Source organism: Proteiniphilum sp. (assembly GCF_034927365.1).
Taxonomy (GTDB): domain Bacteria; phylum Bacteroidota; class Bacteroidia; order Bacteroidales; family Dysgonomonadaceae; genus Proteiniphilum.
In genome coordinates this window covers 111,585-130,689 of sequence record NZ_JAYFQD010000022.1, presented here as the reverse complement: position 1 = coordinate 130,689, position 19,105 = coordinate 111,585, and the positions used below count along the sequence as shown (strand labels likewise).

The following is a 19,105-nucleotide window of genomic DNA, read 5'->3' as shown; positions in this document are numbered from 1 at the left end:
TTTATTTTTTTGTTTTCTACGATTATATTTCTTTTTTCTTTTATTTTTTCATTATTTTGCAGGAATGTTCTCAATCGAAATATAAAATAAAATGATTCAGTTTTCAAATATCGCTTCTACTTATAACGAATACCTTGATACCCTCTATGCATATGCCTTGCATCTGGGTTTCGACGAGCAGGCTGCGATGGATGCTATTCATGATGTTTTCTACAAATTGTGCACCCACCATTCCTCATTAAATGAAATAAATAACCTGAAATCTTACCTTTTCAGATCATTAAGAAATAGGTTGATAGATATAAAACGAGTCAATAGGGGAAATACCAATCCTCTTTCTGAGCAGGATGATATATATGAAGCATTTCCTTTTCAACTACATGTAACTATAGAGGATGAAATGATTCTAAAAGAAGATGCAGAAGAGATACGTCAAAAGGTTGAAAATGTATTAAACCGATTGACCGACCGCCAACGTGAAATCGTATATTTACGTTATATCCAGGAACAGAGTTACGAAGAGATTGCTGAGATTATGCAGATATCGGTTGCTGCCTGCCGCAACCTGATCAGCAAATCAATCTCCAAACTAAAAGAATCTTCGATAGTCATACTGTTGTTAATGATACAATAAACATTTATGTTATATTTTTCGGCATTCTTCGGTAAAACAGGTAATTTTGTTCTGTTCTCGTTTAATTTTAATAAAAGAATGATATAAAATACACCTTCTTTTTTTGTTAAATTTAAAAGAAAACCTATTTTTATTTTAAAAACAGATGATATTTGTAATAGTTAAACGTCTTAATTATACACATTCTCTAAAAGGGATAAAACATATTCTCAACACGCATATATGGGATTAAAAACAGACCATAACAACTTTATCCATTTTCTGAAAGATGAAAAGTTCATCGAGTGGAAGCTGTTCTCTACAGATGAGTTGGACACCTACTGGGAAAAATATCTTCAACAGCACCCAGATGAAAAGAGGGATATTCTATTGGCAGAAAAATATCTAAAAAAGATAAGCGTACCCCCTTTAAAGATAACGAAGGAAAAAAAACAAGAAGCTATTCTTCATCTGGAACAATCACTTTTTGCATTTAAACGTAAACGTAATTTCCGACGTTTTGTTTATGCCGCAGCATGCGCCGCGATATTAGTCTTTTCTACATTGTACATTCAAAGGGAGATGAATCCGTTTGGAAAAAAAATGGATGCATCCAAAAACTATATCGTCGGAAGCAAATTGGAATCGGAAGATATTCTATTTATCACTGGCAATGAAACCGTATCCTTTCAAGCCAATGTAGAGATAGAGATACGAGAGGATAAAATAGCTCAAATAAAAAGCGAACAAAAAGAAAATAGGGAAATCTCTATCGAACAATATACTCCCAATAAGCTAATCATACCTTATGGAAAACGATCGAGAGTCACACTGTCAGACGGAACGCAGGTATGGCTAAATTCCGGCTCATCATTGGAGTTCCCATCTACTTTCACAGGAAACTCCAGGGAAATATATCTTTCAGGGGAAATGTATATAGAAGTAGCTCCCAACAATCACAAACCCTTCTACGTACATACATCGGAGTATGATATAAAAGTATATGGTACAAGGTTTAATGTGTCCTCCTATTCCGGTTCATCTTCATCGGTTGTATTAGTGGAGGGAAGTATCGGCTTACAATCCAACGGGAAACAGGAATTATTATTATCTCCTGAAGAACAGGCGGTTTACGCAGGGAACGGTGATTTTCAAACTCAAAAAGTGGACGTAACTCCATTTATTAGCTGGAAAGACGGCTATCTCACTTTTGAAGACACTCCTGTAATTGAAGCGCTCAGGCAAATAGAACGGTATTATAACCTTTCTTTCAATTACGATGATACGATTTCTTTTCAAGGACTCACATGTACTGGAAAGATTATCCTCTCGGAGAATATGGACAATGTGATGATTGCCTTGACCCTAATATCGGGCACTAAATACAAAAAGGAGGATAAACTCATATACATCTATAAAGAATAAACCAAAACAACTAATATACAACATTTTAACACAACACATCCGATTCCACAAAAACAAACAGAGTCTGTGTTGTGGCAGGTGATTTTATTCCGCATCAGTAACCGAAAGATTGATTTCAAAAAATAAAAATATAATGAGAATTTGTCATAGGTATATAGTTATTACATTAGTATTATTCATAATATTTAGTGAATCAGCTTTTTCTAAAGAGCGTAAGTATCTTTTTTCTTTAAAGTCTGAGATGGAGCATGGTGGGAAAGCAGTTTGGTTAATGAGAAAAGCAGGAGAGGTAACCGATAAAACAGAAGATATTTCCAGTGTGGATTATGTTCCGAAAGGATGGACCAAAGCTATTGTTCCGGGAACCGTGCTCAATTCGTTAGTAGCTCAAGGAGTATATCCGGAGCCATATTTTGGTTTAAATAATAAAATTACCAGTGGATTAATTCCTGACTTGAATACTGTTGGACGTGACTTTTATACTTATTGGTTTCGGACAGAATTTGAAGGAGTTGAAGTGAAGAAAGGAGAGCGGCTGTGGATGCAAATAGACGGAGTAAATTACCGCGCTGAGTTTTGGCTCAACAGCAAGATGGTTGCCAATATAGCCGGAATGTTTTGTCAGAAAGTCGTCGATGTTACAGATTATATCCATTCCGACACGAAAAATGTACTTGCTGTAAAAATATATCCAGTAGACGAACCTGGCGGTCCACGTGAAGGCGTTTCCAAATCATGGGGTGCAGCGGGTGAATTCCGCAATGGAGGTAATGGGGAGATAGGAAAGAATGTAACAATGCTTATGACAGTGGGGTGGGACTTCACCTTCCTTGATGGTATCCGCGACCGGAATACAGGTATTTGGAAAGATATCAGCTTTTTCAAGACCGGAGAAGTTTTAATGAACTATCCCTTTGTCAAAAGCGATCTGAGGAAACCCGGTTATAACCATTCACGGCAGACAATAAGTGTTGAAGTACACAATCCAGGATTCAGAACACAAAAAGTAACGATAAAAGGAGAAATCGCAGGTGAAGGGATTACTTTCGAAAAAGAAGTTCAAATTCCTCGAGGGATGACCCAAACGGTAGAGTTCAACGCTTCTGAATTTCCACAGTTAGCTATCGATAATCCGCGTCTTTGGTGGCCAGTTAACAAAGGATCACAGGAACTTTATACCCTTTCTATAAAAGCAGAAATAGGAGGCATAACTTCAGACTCCCTTATTACCCGCTTCGGTATCAGGGAAATTATATCCTATACAGATACTCCCGATAAGTCACGTACATTTAAAATAAACGGGAAAGAGCTCTTTATTAAAGGAACTAACTGGCTTCCGGAAAACATGTTACGCACATCTGATGAACGAACCTACGCAGAACTACGCTATACAGCTCAATCAGGCGTCAATCTTATCCGTTTTTGGGGAGGAGGGATCACCGAATCCGATTATTTCTTTGATCTGTGTGATGAGTTAGGAATTCTGGTATGGAAGGAATTCTGGATGACAGGGGACACGAAGCATCCTATTGACAGGGGGTTACATCTGCAAAATGCCGAGTCAACAGTTAAACGGATCCGAAACCATCCTTCCCTGGCTTATTACGTATGTTCCAACGAATCGACCGAAATGCCCGGGCTCGAAGAGTTGCTCAGTCAGATAGACGGCACACGTGGTTATCAAATGCAGTCGGAATGTTGCGGAATTCATGATGGCAGCCCTTATAAAACGGTCAATCCGATGAGACATTATGAGAATACGGCGTCCGATAGAGGTAGCCGTGTCGACGGATTTAATCCTGAATACGGGGCGCCATGTCTTCCTACTGTTGAATGTCTACGGGAGATGATGCCCGAGGAAGATCTTTGGCCGATCAATAAAGAAGTGTGGGATTACAGCGATGGGAACGGATTTCATCAAATGTCATCATTGTACGTGGATTTGGTCAATGAGTATGGCAAGCCTGAAAGTATAGATGAATTTGCCATGAAAGGGCAATTTGTGGGTGCCATGAATTATAAAAGTATATGGGAAGTTTGGAATTATAATAAATTGAATTACGGAGACCGCTATACTTCCGGATTTCTTTTCTGGTACCATAATTCGCCTATTCGTCAGGTTTGCGGACGGATGTGGGACTGGTCACTCGAGCCTACGGCAGCACTCTATGCTGCAGCCAATGCATGTGAACCTCTTCATCCGCAATTTGACTATCTGAAAAATACAGTATCAGTAATAAACGATTATTACCAGGTTTTTTCTAACTATACAGTGACAGCTGAAGTATTTGATATTAATTCAAAATCGGTTTGGAAAAATAGGGCTTCGATCAATCTGCCTGAAGATGGAGTAGTAAATGATGTGTTCAGGATTGATTTCCCTAAAAATATTTCGCCTGTACATTTTATCAAATTACGTCTCTTCGATCATACAGAAAAAGAAGTAGGCAGTAACTTCTACTGGCGTTCAACAAGTATTTATGAAGGGATGAAATCGATGACAGGTCCTGCCACAGCAGGATTCCACAGCATAAAGGAGCTTGCTCCCGCCAAAGTATCAATGAAGTATAAAACCCGTGAAAGCCAGGGAAGGCATTTTATCGACATAGAATTAAAGAATACGAACCGGTCGATTGCCTTTTTCACTCAATTACAATGGCTCGACTCTGTGGGAAAGCCTGTTCGTCCATCCTATTACACTGATAATTTCTTCAGCATGATGCCGGGAGAAACCCGTAACATCACTATTGAGACAAACAAGAAAGACCTTTCAAAAGACATATATTCGTTGGTTTTGAAAGGTTTTAATGTAGCTCAGGTCAGGAATACGATTGTCGTTCAATAAAAATATTTTGCTGCATCTATTAAGCTTTGGGCAATTCAATGAGGTACGGCTACATTCAGGGAGGTTGAGTTATAAATTTAGTTTTGTATTCATTAAAAACCTATTTTATGTATAGGCGTAATTTTCTGAAAGCATCAATGGTAACGCCATTCATTTTTTCTGGTTTAAATTTATCTGCACTGGAAGTAGTGAATAAGGAACCCAGAGTTATCAATGCCGGAGTCGGAGGTAACACTACTGCCGATATGCTGGCAAGAATCGACAAGAATTGTCTGGCTCATCGTCCCGATCTCACTGTATTTATGGCAGGGACAAATGACATGAACAGTAAAAAATATATTCCGTTGCCTCAATATGAAAAAAATATGCGATCTATTATCGGTAAAATATTGGATGTGGGAAGCCATATCATTCTGATGCCTATTCTCCCTGCATACGAACCGTACTTATATACCCGGCACGATAAATCATTTTATGAACCGGAAGGATATGTGGGCAGAAAAAATGAAATGAACAAATTGATCCGCAATTTGGCCTCAGAATATCAATTGACATTCTTAGACATGCACCACATATTTGAAATGATTGGTAATATTGGAGAAGAGGAGAATAGTTTGATTCAAAACGAAGCTAACAGTGGTAAGACAGATGGACTACATCCCACAAATAACGGATACAGGTTAATGGCCGTAGCTATTTACGAGTGCATTATTCAGAATAATTTACCTCATGAACGGGTAGTTTGTTTTGGTGATAGCATTACTGTCGGCGCCTATCCCGGTTACTTGAGAAAACTACTTTCGGAGAGTTGATTCAGCTTACTTATTCTCAAACCCAATTCACACCTTTTATTTTTTCGTTAAAATTAAACCAAATTCAACATTTCTTTAAAAAAGTGATGATATTTCTAATTAACATTCGTCTATATATTATAGTAATCTCACAAGAAGAATAAAAAATTCTTTAGACAACCAGAAATAAATAACAACAAACTATTAAAATTAATATGCCTATGGAAAAATATAGTAAGGAGTGAGTCTGCCATGCCCCGGCACTGGTAGGAAAAAGTCGAACGGTAGTGCGAATACCGTCCGACTGGATAATTCTAATTACCTAATTTACCAATAATTAAAATCATAACAAAAGTATGAATAAATATTCTATTGAAGGGAAAAAAACCGTCAATAATTTTAAACACGTCCTAAAAATCATGAGAATAACCTTATTCCTGTTATTTTTCGGCATCCTCTTTTCGCAAGCCGCTACCGGTTATTCACAAGGCGTCGAAGTGATATTGGATTTAAAATCTGCTTCTATCAAACAGATCTGTGAGGAAATCGAAAAGAAAAGTGATTTCCGGTTTATTTTTGCGGGAAATGCCAATAAGAGCATTCATAAGAAAGTAGAAATAACAACCAATTCTCAAAATATTGAAAAGATCCTGGACAATATTTTATCCGACACGGACCTGATATATAATATCCTGGACAATCAAATAGTTGTTTACCGTAATAAGGAAAAAGATACCTCTAAAGAGATTGAAAAGAGTATGTCCGAACTGGCCGTACAACAACAAAACATTGTCAAGGGATATGTGACAGACTCGCAAGGGCAACCTCTACCAGGGGTAACAATCATTATAGAGGGTACTACCAGAGGTGTTATTACTGACATAGATGGCACATATTCGATTAATGCAAAACCGGCAGATAAATTAATTTTTTCATTTGTGGGAATGGAGAACCAAATTGTTGACGTCAACAGTCGAACTATTATAAACGTTGTGATGTCTGAAAAAGTGGATGAATTGGAAGAAGTTACCATTGTCGCTTTTGGAAAGCAAAAGAAGGAAAGTGTTACGGCCTCTATAACTACTGTACGTCCCGAAGAATTAAAAGTTCCAAGTTCTAATTTAACCACAGCATTGGCAGGGAGAATGTCTGGTTTAATCTCCTATCAACGCTCAGGGGAACCTGGTGAAGATGACGCAAGTTTCTTCATCCGCGGGGTAACTACATTGCAATACGGGGCAGGACCTCTTATTCTCATCGATGGTGTAGAGATGAGTTCTTCTGACCTGGCTCGCCTGCAACCGGATGACATTGCCAGTTTTTCGATTATGAAAGATGCTGCAGCCACCGCCCTCTACGGAGCAAGAGGAGGTAACGGCGTAATCATGGTAACCACCAAAGAAGGAAAAGAAGGAAAAGCATCCGTTTCTTTCCGTTACGAAACATCAATTTCTTCTCCTACCAAACAGATAGAATTGGCTGATCCTGTCACCTACATGCGTTTAAACAACGAAGCTGTATTAACACGCAACCCGATGCAATCGGTACCTTATTCCATGGAAAAGATCGAAAGTACTGAACGGGGTCTTAATCCATTGGTTTATCCGGCAAACAACTGGTATGATATTCTATTCAAAAATCAAGCTGTCAACAACCGTTTTAATTTCAATGTGAGTGGAGGAGGCAAAGTGGCCCGCTACTACGTTGCAGCTACTTACAATCAGGACAATGGGGTAATCAAAACGGTCCGTGAGAGCAAAAACAATATAGACTTAAAGCGCTACTTATTACGTTCGAATGTAAACATCAATATTACCGAAAGTACTGAAGCGATCATCCGTCTTCATGGAACTTTCGACGATTACTACGGGCCTCTTGATACCGGGAGCGGATTATATAGTAAAGTCATGCGAAGTGATCCGGTAGCTTTTCCGGCTTATTACACCCCCGATGATGCTCATAGGCACAAAAAACATATTCTCTTTGGGAATATGGATCAGGGACAATATATTAATCCATATGCAGATATGGTAAAAGGGCATAGGGAATATTCCCAGTCAACGATGATGGCGCAATTTGAACTCAGACAAAACCTCGATTTTATCACCAAGGGTCTGGGTGTAAGGGGGATGTTCAATACTAAACGTTATTCGTTCTTTGATGTGAACCGATATTATAATCCTTTTTATTACTCCATATCTTTTTATGACAAGATCCGCGACGAATATCTACTCACCCCTCTGAATCCGGAGAAAGGTTCCGAATGGTTAAGTTATAACGAAGGAGATAAACAGGTTAATACCGTCACTTACTTTGAGGGGATGGCAGATTATAATCGTACGTTAGGGAAGCATGGCTTGAGCGGCTTGATGGTTTTCCAGATGCGAAACAGGCTTGAAGGAAATGCCGGATCGCTCTTACTCTCTTTACCCTCCCGCAATATTGGCCTTTCAGGTCGTTTTACCTATAACTATGGATTGCGCTATTTTACAGAATTCAACTTCGGATATAACGGATCCGAGAAGTTTGCGAAAAAAGATCGATTCGGCTTCTTCCCTTCATTTGGAGCCGGTTGGTTAATTACCAACGAACCATTCTGGGAAGATAGTAAGAACTGGTTCACTCATACTATCTCGAATCTAAAGTTAAAAGCTACTTACGGCTTTGTGGGAAACGATGCTATTGGTGAAGCCGAAGATCGCTTTTTTTACCAATCCGAGGTAAATGTCAATGACTCGGGGAGGTCATATACATGGGGAGAGAACTTCAACCATACGGTAAACGGCGTAAGTATAAACAGGTATGCCAACAATTTAATTACCTGGGAAGTTGCCAGCAAATTGAATTTAGGCGTAGAATTAGGTCTTTGGGGTAAGATCGATATTATCGCCGATGTCTACAAAGAAAATCGTACAAACATCCTGCAATCCAGAACTAATATTCCGGCAACGATGGGATTGGCAGTAACCCCCAGGGCAAATGTCGCTGAAGCATCGGGAAAGGGTATCGATCTCTCAATAGACCTCAATCATTCTTTTAATCCCAACTTCTGGGTAACCGGTCGTTTTAATTTCACCTATGCCACATCGGAATGGAAACTCTATGAAGAGCCCGACAATAGTTTAACACCATGGTTATCGCATATCGGCATGCCAATCAACCAGCAATGGGGATATGTTGCTGAACGCCTGTTCGTGGACGAGAGAGATGTTTATAATTCGCCAGTACAATCTTTCGGTCAATATATGGGTGGTGATATAAAATATAGGGATATCAATGGGGATGACAAGATTACGGAATTAGACATGGTGCCTATAGGTTATCCTACCACACCGGAAATCATTTACGGATTTGGATTGAGCACCGGATACAAAGGTTTCGACTTTTCATTCTTCTTCCAGGGAATGGGAAGAGAATCATTCTGGATTAACCCTACTTCCACATCACCCTTTCTTGATACGGACGGTAACGGAGATATCAATTCCAAAAACGCGTTATTGAAAGTCTACGCAGATAACCACTGGTCAGAAGATAATCGGAATGTACAGGCACTTTGGCCAAGATTAACGGCTACCCTTTTACAAAATAATACACAAACCAGTACATGGTTTATGCGCGATGGTTCATTCCTGAGGTTAAAATCACTTGAACTGGGTTATCAAATCCCTAAGAAACTCACCAATAGAGCGCACATATCCAATTTAAGGATTTATCTGAGTGGCACCAATTTACTTACATTCAGTAAATTTAAATTATGGGATCCTGAAATGGCCGGTAATGGATTGGGGTATCCCATACAAAAAGTGGTAAATTGTGGAGTTCAATTATCGTTTTAAAATAAAAGAATCATGAAAAAGATAAAGAATACAATTATATTATTGATAATGATTTTCGTATACTCTACTTGCGACGATTATCTGGATATTGTTCCTGATAACGTACCAACGATAGAGCATGCTTTTACCGACAGGGTAAGTGCGGAACGTTTCTTAACCACTATCTATTCATATATGCCTCGTATTGGCGATATCGCTGCTGATCCTGCCATTTTAGCCAGTGATGAATATGGTGTAGTGGAAGATGCTTATTCTATCTCGTCAGTTGGTTATTTAGGCAACCGTATTAAACTTGGACATCAAAATACTAACGAGCCAATGCTGAATTATTGGGAAGGCAGAGAAAGAGGACGCGGACTTTTCAGGGCGCTGCGGGATTGTAATATATTCTTTGAAAACATTGACAACGTAGGACCGGACCTTCCTGATGATGAGAGAGAACGATGGATTGCAGAGGTTACATTCTTTAAAGCCTATTATCACTATTATTTATTACGTATGTATGGACCGATTCCTTTGGTCAAAGAAAATCTACCCATCGCTACAGGAATTGATGGAGTGAAAGTATATAGGGATCCCTTCGACGAGTGCGTGGATTATATTGTGGAACTATTAGACCAAAGCATCGAAGTACTTCCTTTAAATGTTATCAATATCGCATCTGAATTAGGTAGAATCACGAAACCTATAGCATCTACTTTAAAGGCAGAGGTTTTAACAATGGCCGCCAGCCCATTATTCAATGGAAATGAGGATTACAGCACGTTGGTTGACAACAGAGGCATAAAACTGTTTAACACCCAGGAAGACCCGGGGAAATGGACAAGAGCGGCAGAAGCATGCAAAGATGCCATTAAGGTTTGTGAGGAAGCCGGTATCCGACTTTTTACCTTTAACGACACTCGTTTCCAACTTTCAGAAGAAACCCAACGCTCAATGAGTATTAGGGGAGTTGCATCCATTAAATGGAACGAAGAATTAATTTGGGGTAATCCTGTGAATACGACGGTAGAACTTCAGAAAAGAGCGCTTCCATTTATGAAGATTGAAGATAGGTTAGGCTCTGGACCCTCAGGTGAGTTATATGCCGATTTTTCAATGGCTGAACTTTTTTATTCTCAAAACGGAGTGCCTATCAATGAAGATATTTCCTATGATTACAATGGTCGTTATGAAACCACTACATTAGAAAATGATCACTACTATTATATCAAAGAGGGACTTACGACAGCTAAATTGAATACATATCGAGAACCGAGATTTTATGCCAATCTTGGGTTTGATACGGGATATTGGTTTGGGAATGGCAGAACGAAAGATGTCGGACAAGGCAGTGATACGGAGACTCCCTGGATCATGAAAATGAAAGCGGGCGAAATGAGTGGCAAAAGTGGAGATATCCGTTTTTCCAGGTCTGGTTATTATATAAAGAAGGCAACAAGTTTCGAAACCTCCACAACAACTACTGGAACTATGACGACAACCAGATACACTTATCCTATTATGAGATTGGCTGATTTATACCTGATGTATGCGGAAGTGTTGAATGAATCTTTAGACGCTCCCTCTCCAGAAGTATATCACTATGTAGATTTGATCCGGGAGAGGGCTGGGTTAAAAGGTGTCATTGAGAGTTGGAGAGACTATTCTAATATACCGAACAAACCGCTTAATAAATCCGGTATGAGGGAAATTATCCGTCAGGAACGAATGATCGAATTATGTTTCGAAAGCAAAAGATTCTGGGATATAAGGCGCTGGAAATTAGCCTACATTTCCTACAACAGGCCCGAAAGAGGATGGAATGCAAACGGCAATTCATTGGAAACATACTACACTATCACCACCTACAACCAATATGAATTCACCACGAAACAATATTTATGGCCTATTCGGGAAGCGGAACTACGCAAAAATATTAATTTAGTGCAAAACCCTCATTGGGATTAACAATATAATAAAAAGCAGAATTATGAGAAAAATATTTATATTATTCTTAGTATCAATTATACTTACATGCTGTAAAGAGGATTATGTAGGTCAATATCCGGTGCATAGTACTCCTCCTCCTCCGGTGAGCAATGTAAGTGTTCAAAATTTACACGGGAAAGCAATTTTGACTTATGATTTACCGGAAGTGGATGATTTACTTTATATCAAAGCTTTATATACGACCAGCAACGGTCAGAAAAAGGAGATGTCAAGTTCTGCCTATTCCAACAATATTGTTTTAAAGGGGTTTGGAAAAGGACAAAAACAACAGGTCACCCTACTAACGGTGGACAAGAGTTACAACGAATCATCTCCTGTGACAGTGGAAATTGAGCCATTAGATTCCCCCATATATGATGTGTTTCAATCATTGAATGTAGTTGAATCATTTGGAGGAGTATCTCTTATCTGGGAAAATCCCTTAAGGGAAGATCTGGTACTCGAAGCACTTATAAAAGATGAAACTGATAGTCAATACAAATATATAGAGACTATATATTCTTCGGAAGCGGCAGCGAAAAAGGCTATCCGGGGGTTGGATAGTAAACCTATCGACTTCGCCTTTTATTTTCGCGATATATACAGCAATTATACAGACACATTGTATACGCAATTGACACCTATTTTTGAGACAGAATTAGATAAATCGAAATTTGTTCCGCTAAGACTTTCCTCCAAATTTACTTTGCACAGTTATGGAGGTGCGATGACAAAAATGTGGAATAATATATACAATGTTGATAATGACCTCTATTATGTGAACGTCGCGCAAGAAAAGATCTATTTTGGTTTTGACATGGGGATAGAGGCAAAACTATCTCGCTTCCGCTTATGGACCCGGAGAAACTATATGTATCAACTCCATCATATAAGGACTTTCGAAATCTGGGGTACAAGTAATGCTGCAGCCACAACGGATCCGGACAACTGGGACGGCTGGGTGAAAATTATGGATTGCGAATCGATCCGTCCTTCCGGAGCAATTGAAGGAGGAGCACCCACATCCGAAGAAGAGCAATATCTACTGGGAGGTGAAGAATGGGAAGTTCCACTGGAAGCTCCTTCATTCCGATATATGCGTCTTAAGATTAATTCCACATGGAGTAACTCGGCAGCGGCATTTATCAATGAGATCTCTATTTGGGGTAATCCAAAATAAAAATGATTATAGAACGGATTGAATTATACAATTGAGTTTTATATTTGTAATAACACGGAAAAATAAAAATTATCATATGAAAAAAATAAATATGGCAAGAGGATTACTTCTTCTCTTAATAATATTCGTATCAGCATGTTCCGATATGAATGACATCCATGATATCTATTTGAAAGACGGAGAGAAAATTTATGTAGGACGTATTGACTCACTCAAATCATTCTCTGGGAACGAGAGGGTACTCATCCAATATTGGATCACCGACCCTCGTGTTAAGAGTCTACATCTATTGTGGAATCAAAGACGTGATTCAGTCGTGGTACAGGTACCCACACACGATCCGACAAATCCCATTGAAGTAATTATTGGAGATGGGAATGGAACAATTAAAGAGGGTGATCATTCATTCTTTATATACTCTTACGACAGCAAAGGTCATCGTTCGATCGTATATGAGACTTTAATGAGTGTCTACGGAGAACGTTATCAGGCTTCATTGACAAACAGGCCTATCAGGAGTATTGATTTAAAAGAGGACAATAAACTATCCATCAGATGGTCGGGAAGTATCAGTTCAGATGAAGTAGGAATACAAATGTCATATTCCGATAAAAACAACAATCTGAAAAACTCTTTTATTCCAAGTGAAACACTTGCGAACCCAGTAATTTTTGATGACATTGATGTTACAAAATCGATCTCCTACAAAACAATGTATGTCCCTAAAGCAACAGCTATTGATACCTTTTATACAAATATGGCCGAACCGATAAAAGTCAGAATAGCAAAAAACGTAGTATTGAATAAGAAAGCAACTGTCAGTGACATGCTCAATAGCAGTTACCCGGGTTCGAATGCGGTTGACGGTATTATTTCAAGTGCTTCCAGATGGGTAAGTTCAGCTACCGGAGAACACTGGATTGAAGTAGATTTAGGAGAGTCCTATCCAATTCAGAGTTTCAAGACATATAACGGAAGTGGAGACGCACCCAATATGGCTATTAAAAACTTTATGTTCCAGATAAATAAGAATGGTGAATGGATAACCCTAGTAGATGTATCAAATAATACTAATCATTCTTATGGTGCGACCTTTGAAGAGGTTGTCACCGATAAGGTAAGACTCTTCGTTTCTAATTATCCGGATAACCAGGTCCGTTTATTTGAGTTAGAGGTTTATTCCATCGCAAATTTAAATTAACCAATATCCATTCAGATTATGAATTGAAGAATTCACCCTGTCAAGTCCTGTCCCTTTTTACAGGACTTGATAGGGGTCCATTTTAATAATCGAGTAGGATCCATATTGTGCTAATACGACAAATGTAATTGTCTAAACAAAAAAAAATTAGAAGAAATGGTAACACGACGGGATTTTATCAAGTTGACAACGTTGGGAGGAACATTGGCAGCGACAGGACAAATGTCTAATGCCCATAAGATTTTTGCTTCTGCCACAAAGCCGGACTCAGGATATATCATGGAAGGAGAAAAGAAAATACCGATAATTGAAGACGTGGATATCGTGATTGTGGGAGGGACTTCCGCTGCGGTAGCAGCAGCAGGCGCCGCTTCCCGAACAGGAAGCAAAGTATTTCTTGTGGCACCTCTCTCATATTTGGGAGATGATATATGCGGCTCATTTAAAATAGTGTGCAATGAAAACGAGAAACCCGATAATCCTCTAAGCCGACGACTGTTTCTTCAGACTAAAAATCCGACACCTCTTTACATTAAAACGGAACTGGAAAATGAGTTAATTGACTATGATGTCGATTTTCTTTATAGCAGCTACGTTACTAATATTCTGGTCGATCAGGCGAATAATCCTTCCGGAATAGTGATTGCAAACAGGTCTGGGCGACAGGCTATCCGTTGCAAGGCAATTATTGATGCAACTCATGTAGCCTCTGTCGCCCGAATTGCCGGTGCACAATTCACTGATTTCAAAGCTAGGGAATACACATTCAATTTTGTTACCGTCGGGAGTGAAATTCAATCCATACCTGATGTCAAAGCAGAAAAAATATCTTACTCCATTACGGTGAATAATAAACAATTACCCGTAGTACGTTACTCTTTTCAGATGCACGTTGAAAACGATTCCTATGCCATAGTGCAGGATATTGAACAAATAATCAGAGATAAAGTATGGACACCGGAGCAAAGCGACAGTTCAGACATTCTTGAATATGTACCTTTTGTCTCTATCCTTTCCGAGAAAGGAGTCAGTAAAGAGGTATCATCTGTCGCGGAAATTCCTATTGAGGCATTAAAGCCTAAAGGGATAAAGAATCTATGGATTTTAGGACCTTCGGCAGATATACCGAATGAAACAGCCAATAGAATCATGCGACCGGTACATGGCACTTCATTGGGAATTATTGTAGGTGAGACCGTTGCGTTATCATTGAAAAACAATCTGTTAAATAGTGAATTAAAAGTTTATAATCCTGCCATAAAGGGAGATTCTAAGGGTGAGATAAAAGAACTATTACGTCCTCTTCGTCAGGAGCTGCACCAAGGGTTTGTAACATCCCCAAATGATGTCTTACCGATCCTGGACAGCTACGATGTAATTGTCATGGGTGGGGGTACAGCCGGTGGTCCTGCCGGAATATCTGCAGCCCGTCAGGGTGTTAAGACTTTGGTCCTGGAATATCTGCATGGACTGGGTGGTATCATGACCCTGGGATTAATTGGACGATATTGGGACGGATATAGGGAGGGATTTTCATCGGAGGTAGACCATGGCGTACGTGCTATGGCGCCCCTGGATCATCCACGACAGCTTAAGAACTGGAAAAATGACCACTTGTCCGATTGGAAGCAGGAATTCTTCCGTAGAGAATTAAGAAAAGCTGGTGGAGATTTATGGTTTGGTATTTTAGGATGTGGTGCTCTTGTAAAAAATAATAAGGTATCGGGAATCGTTGTCACTACCCCATATGGAAGAGGAGTTATTTTGTCAAAAATTGTCATTGACAGTACGGGTAGTGCTGATGTGGCCATAGCTGCCGGGGCTGATTATAATTATACCGGCGAGAATGTAGCCGTACAGGGAGCGGGCATGGGTTCGTGGAAGCCTGGGGATTTCTATAACAATAATGACTGGGCTTTTATAGATGATTCCGACGTTTTGGATATAAGTCGTATTTATGTACAAGCCAAGAAAAAACTTACCGGGAACTATGACATGGTAAAACTTCCCCAGACCAGGGAAAGGAGACGAATGGTCGGCGAATGCACTGTATCAGTATATGATGTAATAAGCAAACGTAGATATCCCGATACGATTTCATACCACATGAGTTCTTTTGATACTCACGGCATGATTGTAGACCCCTACTTTATACTATCTCCTCCCGAAGCAAGACATACAATTTACGATGCGGATGTACCACTACGGGCATTACTTCCAAAAGGGATGGACGGAATTATTGTGACCGGGTTAGGAGCAAGTGCCGATCGCGATGCCATGCCGGTCATCCGGATGCAGTCGTGTTTGCAAAATCAAGGATTTTCTGTAGGATACCTCGCTGCAACAGCCATAAAAGAAGAGAAGTCTCTCAGAGAAATAAACATCAAAAAAATTCAAAAGCACCTTGTAGAGATTGGTAACCTGCCCGACCGTATATTAAAAGAAAAACCATTCAAAGGATATAGTGACAATGAGTTCTCTACAGCCGCCAAAAGTATAAAAGAGAACTATAAAGGACTGGAAGTATTGCTGAGCGATCATGACAAATGTCGTCGAACCATAAAAAAAGAGATAGAATTAACCTCTTTGCAAAATGATTTGATTATATATGCCTCAGTTCTATGCATGTTGGGAGACAATTCTTATGCTCATGTGATAGCCGACGAAATAAAGAAAAACGAAAAATGGGATGTCGGATGGAATTATACGGGAATGGGACAATTCGGACCCAGTATGAGCCGTATGGATTCTTTACTATTTGCATTGGGAAAATCTAAAGATAAAGCGTCTCTTCCAGTTATTCTTGAGAAAGCAGCACTTTTAAAGCCAGAAAATACTTTTTCTCATTTTAGGGCTGTAGCTTCTGCTTTGGGTGAGATAAAAAGTAAAGATGCTGTCCCGGTCCTCTATAATCTGTTAATGCATCCGGGGATGCGTTACCACCATCTCTCATCCTATCGGGATGCCCGAAGAAAAGTGATTCCTTCGACTAACGACACGACTGTAAGAAATAGTGCCCTGAAGGAAATACACCTGGCTCACGCGCTCTTTGCCTGTGGAGATAAAGACAATTTGGGAGAGACCATTCTAAAAAGTTATGCGAATGGATTAGAAGGGCACTACGCCCAATTCTCCCATAAAATGCTAATTAAAAGTATTTGATAATTTTGATGTGCAGAAAAAGAGATGAAAAGAATCAATCACACTTTCATTAAAAAATATTAACGTTATAAATAAAACAATATGATACAAACGATTAAGTCCTTCTTTCTCCTTTTGGTTGCTTCTTTTTCCTTTTTATCCTGTGGCAAGGATAAATTCAGTGCAGATGTAATCATTTACGGCGGTACTTCCGCTGCTGTAATTTCAGCCGTAGAAATCATACAATCAGGAAAAAGTGTCATCGTTGTCTCCCCCGACAATCACCTTGGGGGACTCACATCCGGAGGATTAGGATTCACCGATACCGGTAATAAAGGGGTTATCGGCGGGTTGGCCCGTGAATTCTATCATCGTGTTTGGTTGCATTATAATGATTCCATAGCATGGAAATGGCAGAAACACTCGGAATATGGCAATAAGGGGCAAGGTACGGTAGCCATGGACGGGGAGAACAGAACCATGTGGATTTTTGAGCCTCATGTAGCTGAAAAGGTATTTGAAGACTTTATCAGGGAGAACAATATCACGGTTTACAGGGACGAGTGGCTCGACAGGGAGACTAGAGTAGAAGTCAATAACAATAAGATTGTTTCCCTTACCACTCTTTCAGGTAAGAAGTTTAAAGGGAAAATCTTTATCGATGCTACCTACGAGGGTGATCTGATGGCCTCTGCAGGTATCACTTATACCGTAGGAAGAGAACCATGTTCTCAATACAATGAAGAGTGGAACGGTGTTCAAGCAGGTATATTCCATCACGGCCACTATTTCAAGTCCCAAATTGATCCCTATGTGATTCCGGGAGATTCTACCAGTGGCCTACTCCCCTACATTTCCGTTCAACCTATACAACCCAATTGTAGTGCCGACGATAAGATCCAAGCCTATTGTTTCAGACTGTGCATGAGTAACCATCCGGAAAACAGCGTGCCATTTGAAAAACCAGAAGGGTATGACGCTTCCAATTATGAACTTCTTGCAAGGGTTTTCGAGTCAGGATGGAACGAATGGTTTGCAAAATATGATATAATTCCTAACAGGAAAACAGATACCAATAACCATGGTCCCTTCAGTACCGATTATATAGGGATGAACTACGACTATCCCGAAGCATCATATGAACGCCGGAAAGAGATTATCAAGGAACACGAAAACTATCAAAAAGGATTATTATATTTCGTATCGACCGATCAACGTGTACCTGAAGAGATAAGAAACAGAATGCAGAACTGGGGATTGGCAAAGGATGAATTCACCGACAATGGGAACTGGCCACATCAGTTGTATATCCGGGAAGCAAGAAGAATGATTGGCGCGTATGTCACTACAGAGAATGAGGTTCTCGGAAAAATTTCAGTCCCTGATCCGATAGGCATGGGGTCATACACCATGGACTCTCACAATGTACAGCGTTATGTAACAGTGGAAGGGTACGTACAAAATGAAGGAGATATAGGGGTGCATCCCAAGAAACCTTACCAAATCTCTTATGGATCAATCGTGCCCCGGAAAGGAGAATGCACCAACCTGCTCGTACCCGTGTGCCTGTCATCCTCTCATATCGCTTTCGGTTCGATCCGGATGGAACCCGTATTTATGATCCTCGGACAATCAGCCGCCGCCGCTGCCGTAATGGCGATAGAGCACAAAATCGACGTGCAGGATGTATCTTATAGCGAATTGGAAAAGGTATTACTTTCTAAAAAACAGGTTTTAGTCAATCATTGAATGACAACTTTTATTATTCAACTGAATACTAGCAATATATATATTTGCTCATATCTCTGAAGTGATGTAGCTTTGCAGTTCGAATAGCATAGACCGGATTAATGGAGAGTCGAATTTATTTCTTTTCATACCGCTCAGGAGTAGCTTTACAAAATACTTTATTAAAAGATAAACAGATTTTGGAAATTCAAATTAAGAAATAAATATCACAATCTGTTTGCCATCCTTCATAATCATGTCCAGTTTGCCAACCAGGTTTAGAATGTTATAAAGTTTTTTTATCTTTGTCGCTTGTAACATAATTTTAGACAAATGCGCGATCTGTCAGAGAGACATCTTTTATGCAAATAAAA

10 protein-coding genes are annotated in these 19,105 nt (G+C 39.6%); all 10 read left to right on the top strand.

From position 1 onward, the window contains the following. The first annotated feature begins 91 nt into the window (after positions 1-91). The 10 genes from VB073_RS14120 (at position 92) to VB073_RS14075 (ending at position 18,752) form a co-directional block, all read left to right on the top strand. Positions 92-634 (top strand): sigma-70 family RNA polymerase sigma factor, encoded by a 543-nt coding sequence (locus VB073_RS14120; protein WP_323404834.1) that lies wholly within the window; start codon positions 92-94, stop codon positions 632-634. A 222-nt stretch (positions 635-856) separates the two neighbouring features. Then, the gene (locus VB073_RS14115) at positions 857-2,038 is read left to right on the top strand and encodes a FecR family protein (protein WP_323404833.1); all 1,182 of its coding nucleotides are present in this window, start codon (positions 857-859) and stop codon (positions 2,036-2,038) included. Between the two features lie 133 nt (positions 2,039-2,171). Beyond that, positions 2,172-4,883: a glycosyl hydrolase 2 galactose-binding domain-containing protein gene (locus VB073_RS14110; RefSeq protein ID WP_416349549.1), complete on the top strand. Its 2,712-nt coding sequence runs from the start codon at positions 2,172-2,174 to the stop codon at positions 4,881-4,883. Positions 4,884-4,990: 107 nt separating this feature from the next. After that, positions 4,991-5,695: an SGNH/GDSL hydrolase family protein gene (locus VB073_RS14105; RefSeq protein ID WP_323404831.1), complete on the top strand. Its 705-nt coding sequence runs from the start codon at positions 4,991-4,993 to the stop codon at positions 5,693-5,695. A 737-nt stretch (positions 5,696-6,432) separates the two neighbouring features. Then, positions 6,433-9,510 (top strand): TonB-dependent receptor, encoded by a 3,078-nt coding sequence (locus VB073_RS14100; protein WP_323404860.1) that lies wholly within the window; start codon positions 6,433-6,435, stop codon positions 9,508-9,510. Between the two features lie 12 nt (positions 9,511-9,522). Beyond that, positions 9,523-11,460 (top strand): RagB/SusD family nutrient uptake outer membrane protein, encoded by a 1,938-nt coding sequence (locus VB073_RS14095; protein ID WP_323404830.1) that lies wholly within the window; start codon positions 9,523-9,525, stop codon positions 11,458-11,460. Between the two features lie 22 nt (positions 11,461-11,482). After that, positions 11,483-12,661 carry a DUF5000 domain-containing lipoprotein gene (locus VB073_RS14090; RefSeq protein WP_323404829.1) on the top strand — a complete coding sequence of 393 codons (1,179 nt, stop codon included), beginning with the start codon at positions 11,483-11,485 and terminating at the stop codon, positions 12,659-12,661. Positions 12,662-12,737: 76 nt separating this feature from the next. Then, positions 12,738-13,862: a DUF4998 domain-containing protein gene (locus tag VB073_RS14085; RefSeq protein WP_323404828.1), complete on the top strand. Its 1,125-nt coding sequence runs from the start codon at positions 12,738-12,740 to the stop codon at positions 13,860-13,862. A 156-nt stretch (positions 13,863-14,018) separates the two neighbouring features. Then, entirely contained in the window at positions 14,019-17,024 is a 3,006-nt protein-coding gene (locus VB073_RS14080; protein WP_323404827.1) for an FAD-dependent oxidoreductase, read from the top strand. An 81-nt stretch (positions 17,025-17,105) separates the two neighbouring features. Then, complete coding sequence (locus VB073_RS14075; RefSeq protein ID WP_323404826.1) at positions 17,106-18,752, top strand: FAD-dependent oxidoreductase; 1,647 nt, start codon at positions 17,106-17,108, stop codon at positions 18,750-18,752. The last annotated feature ends 353 nt before the right edge of the window (positions 18,753-19,105 follow it).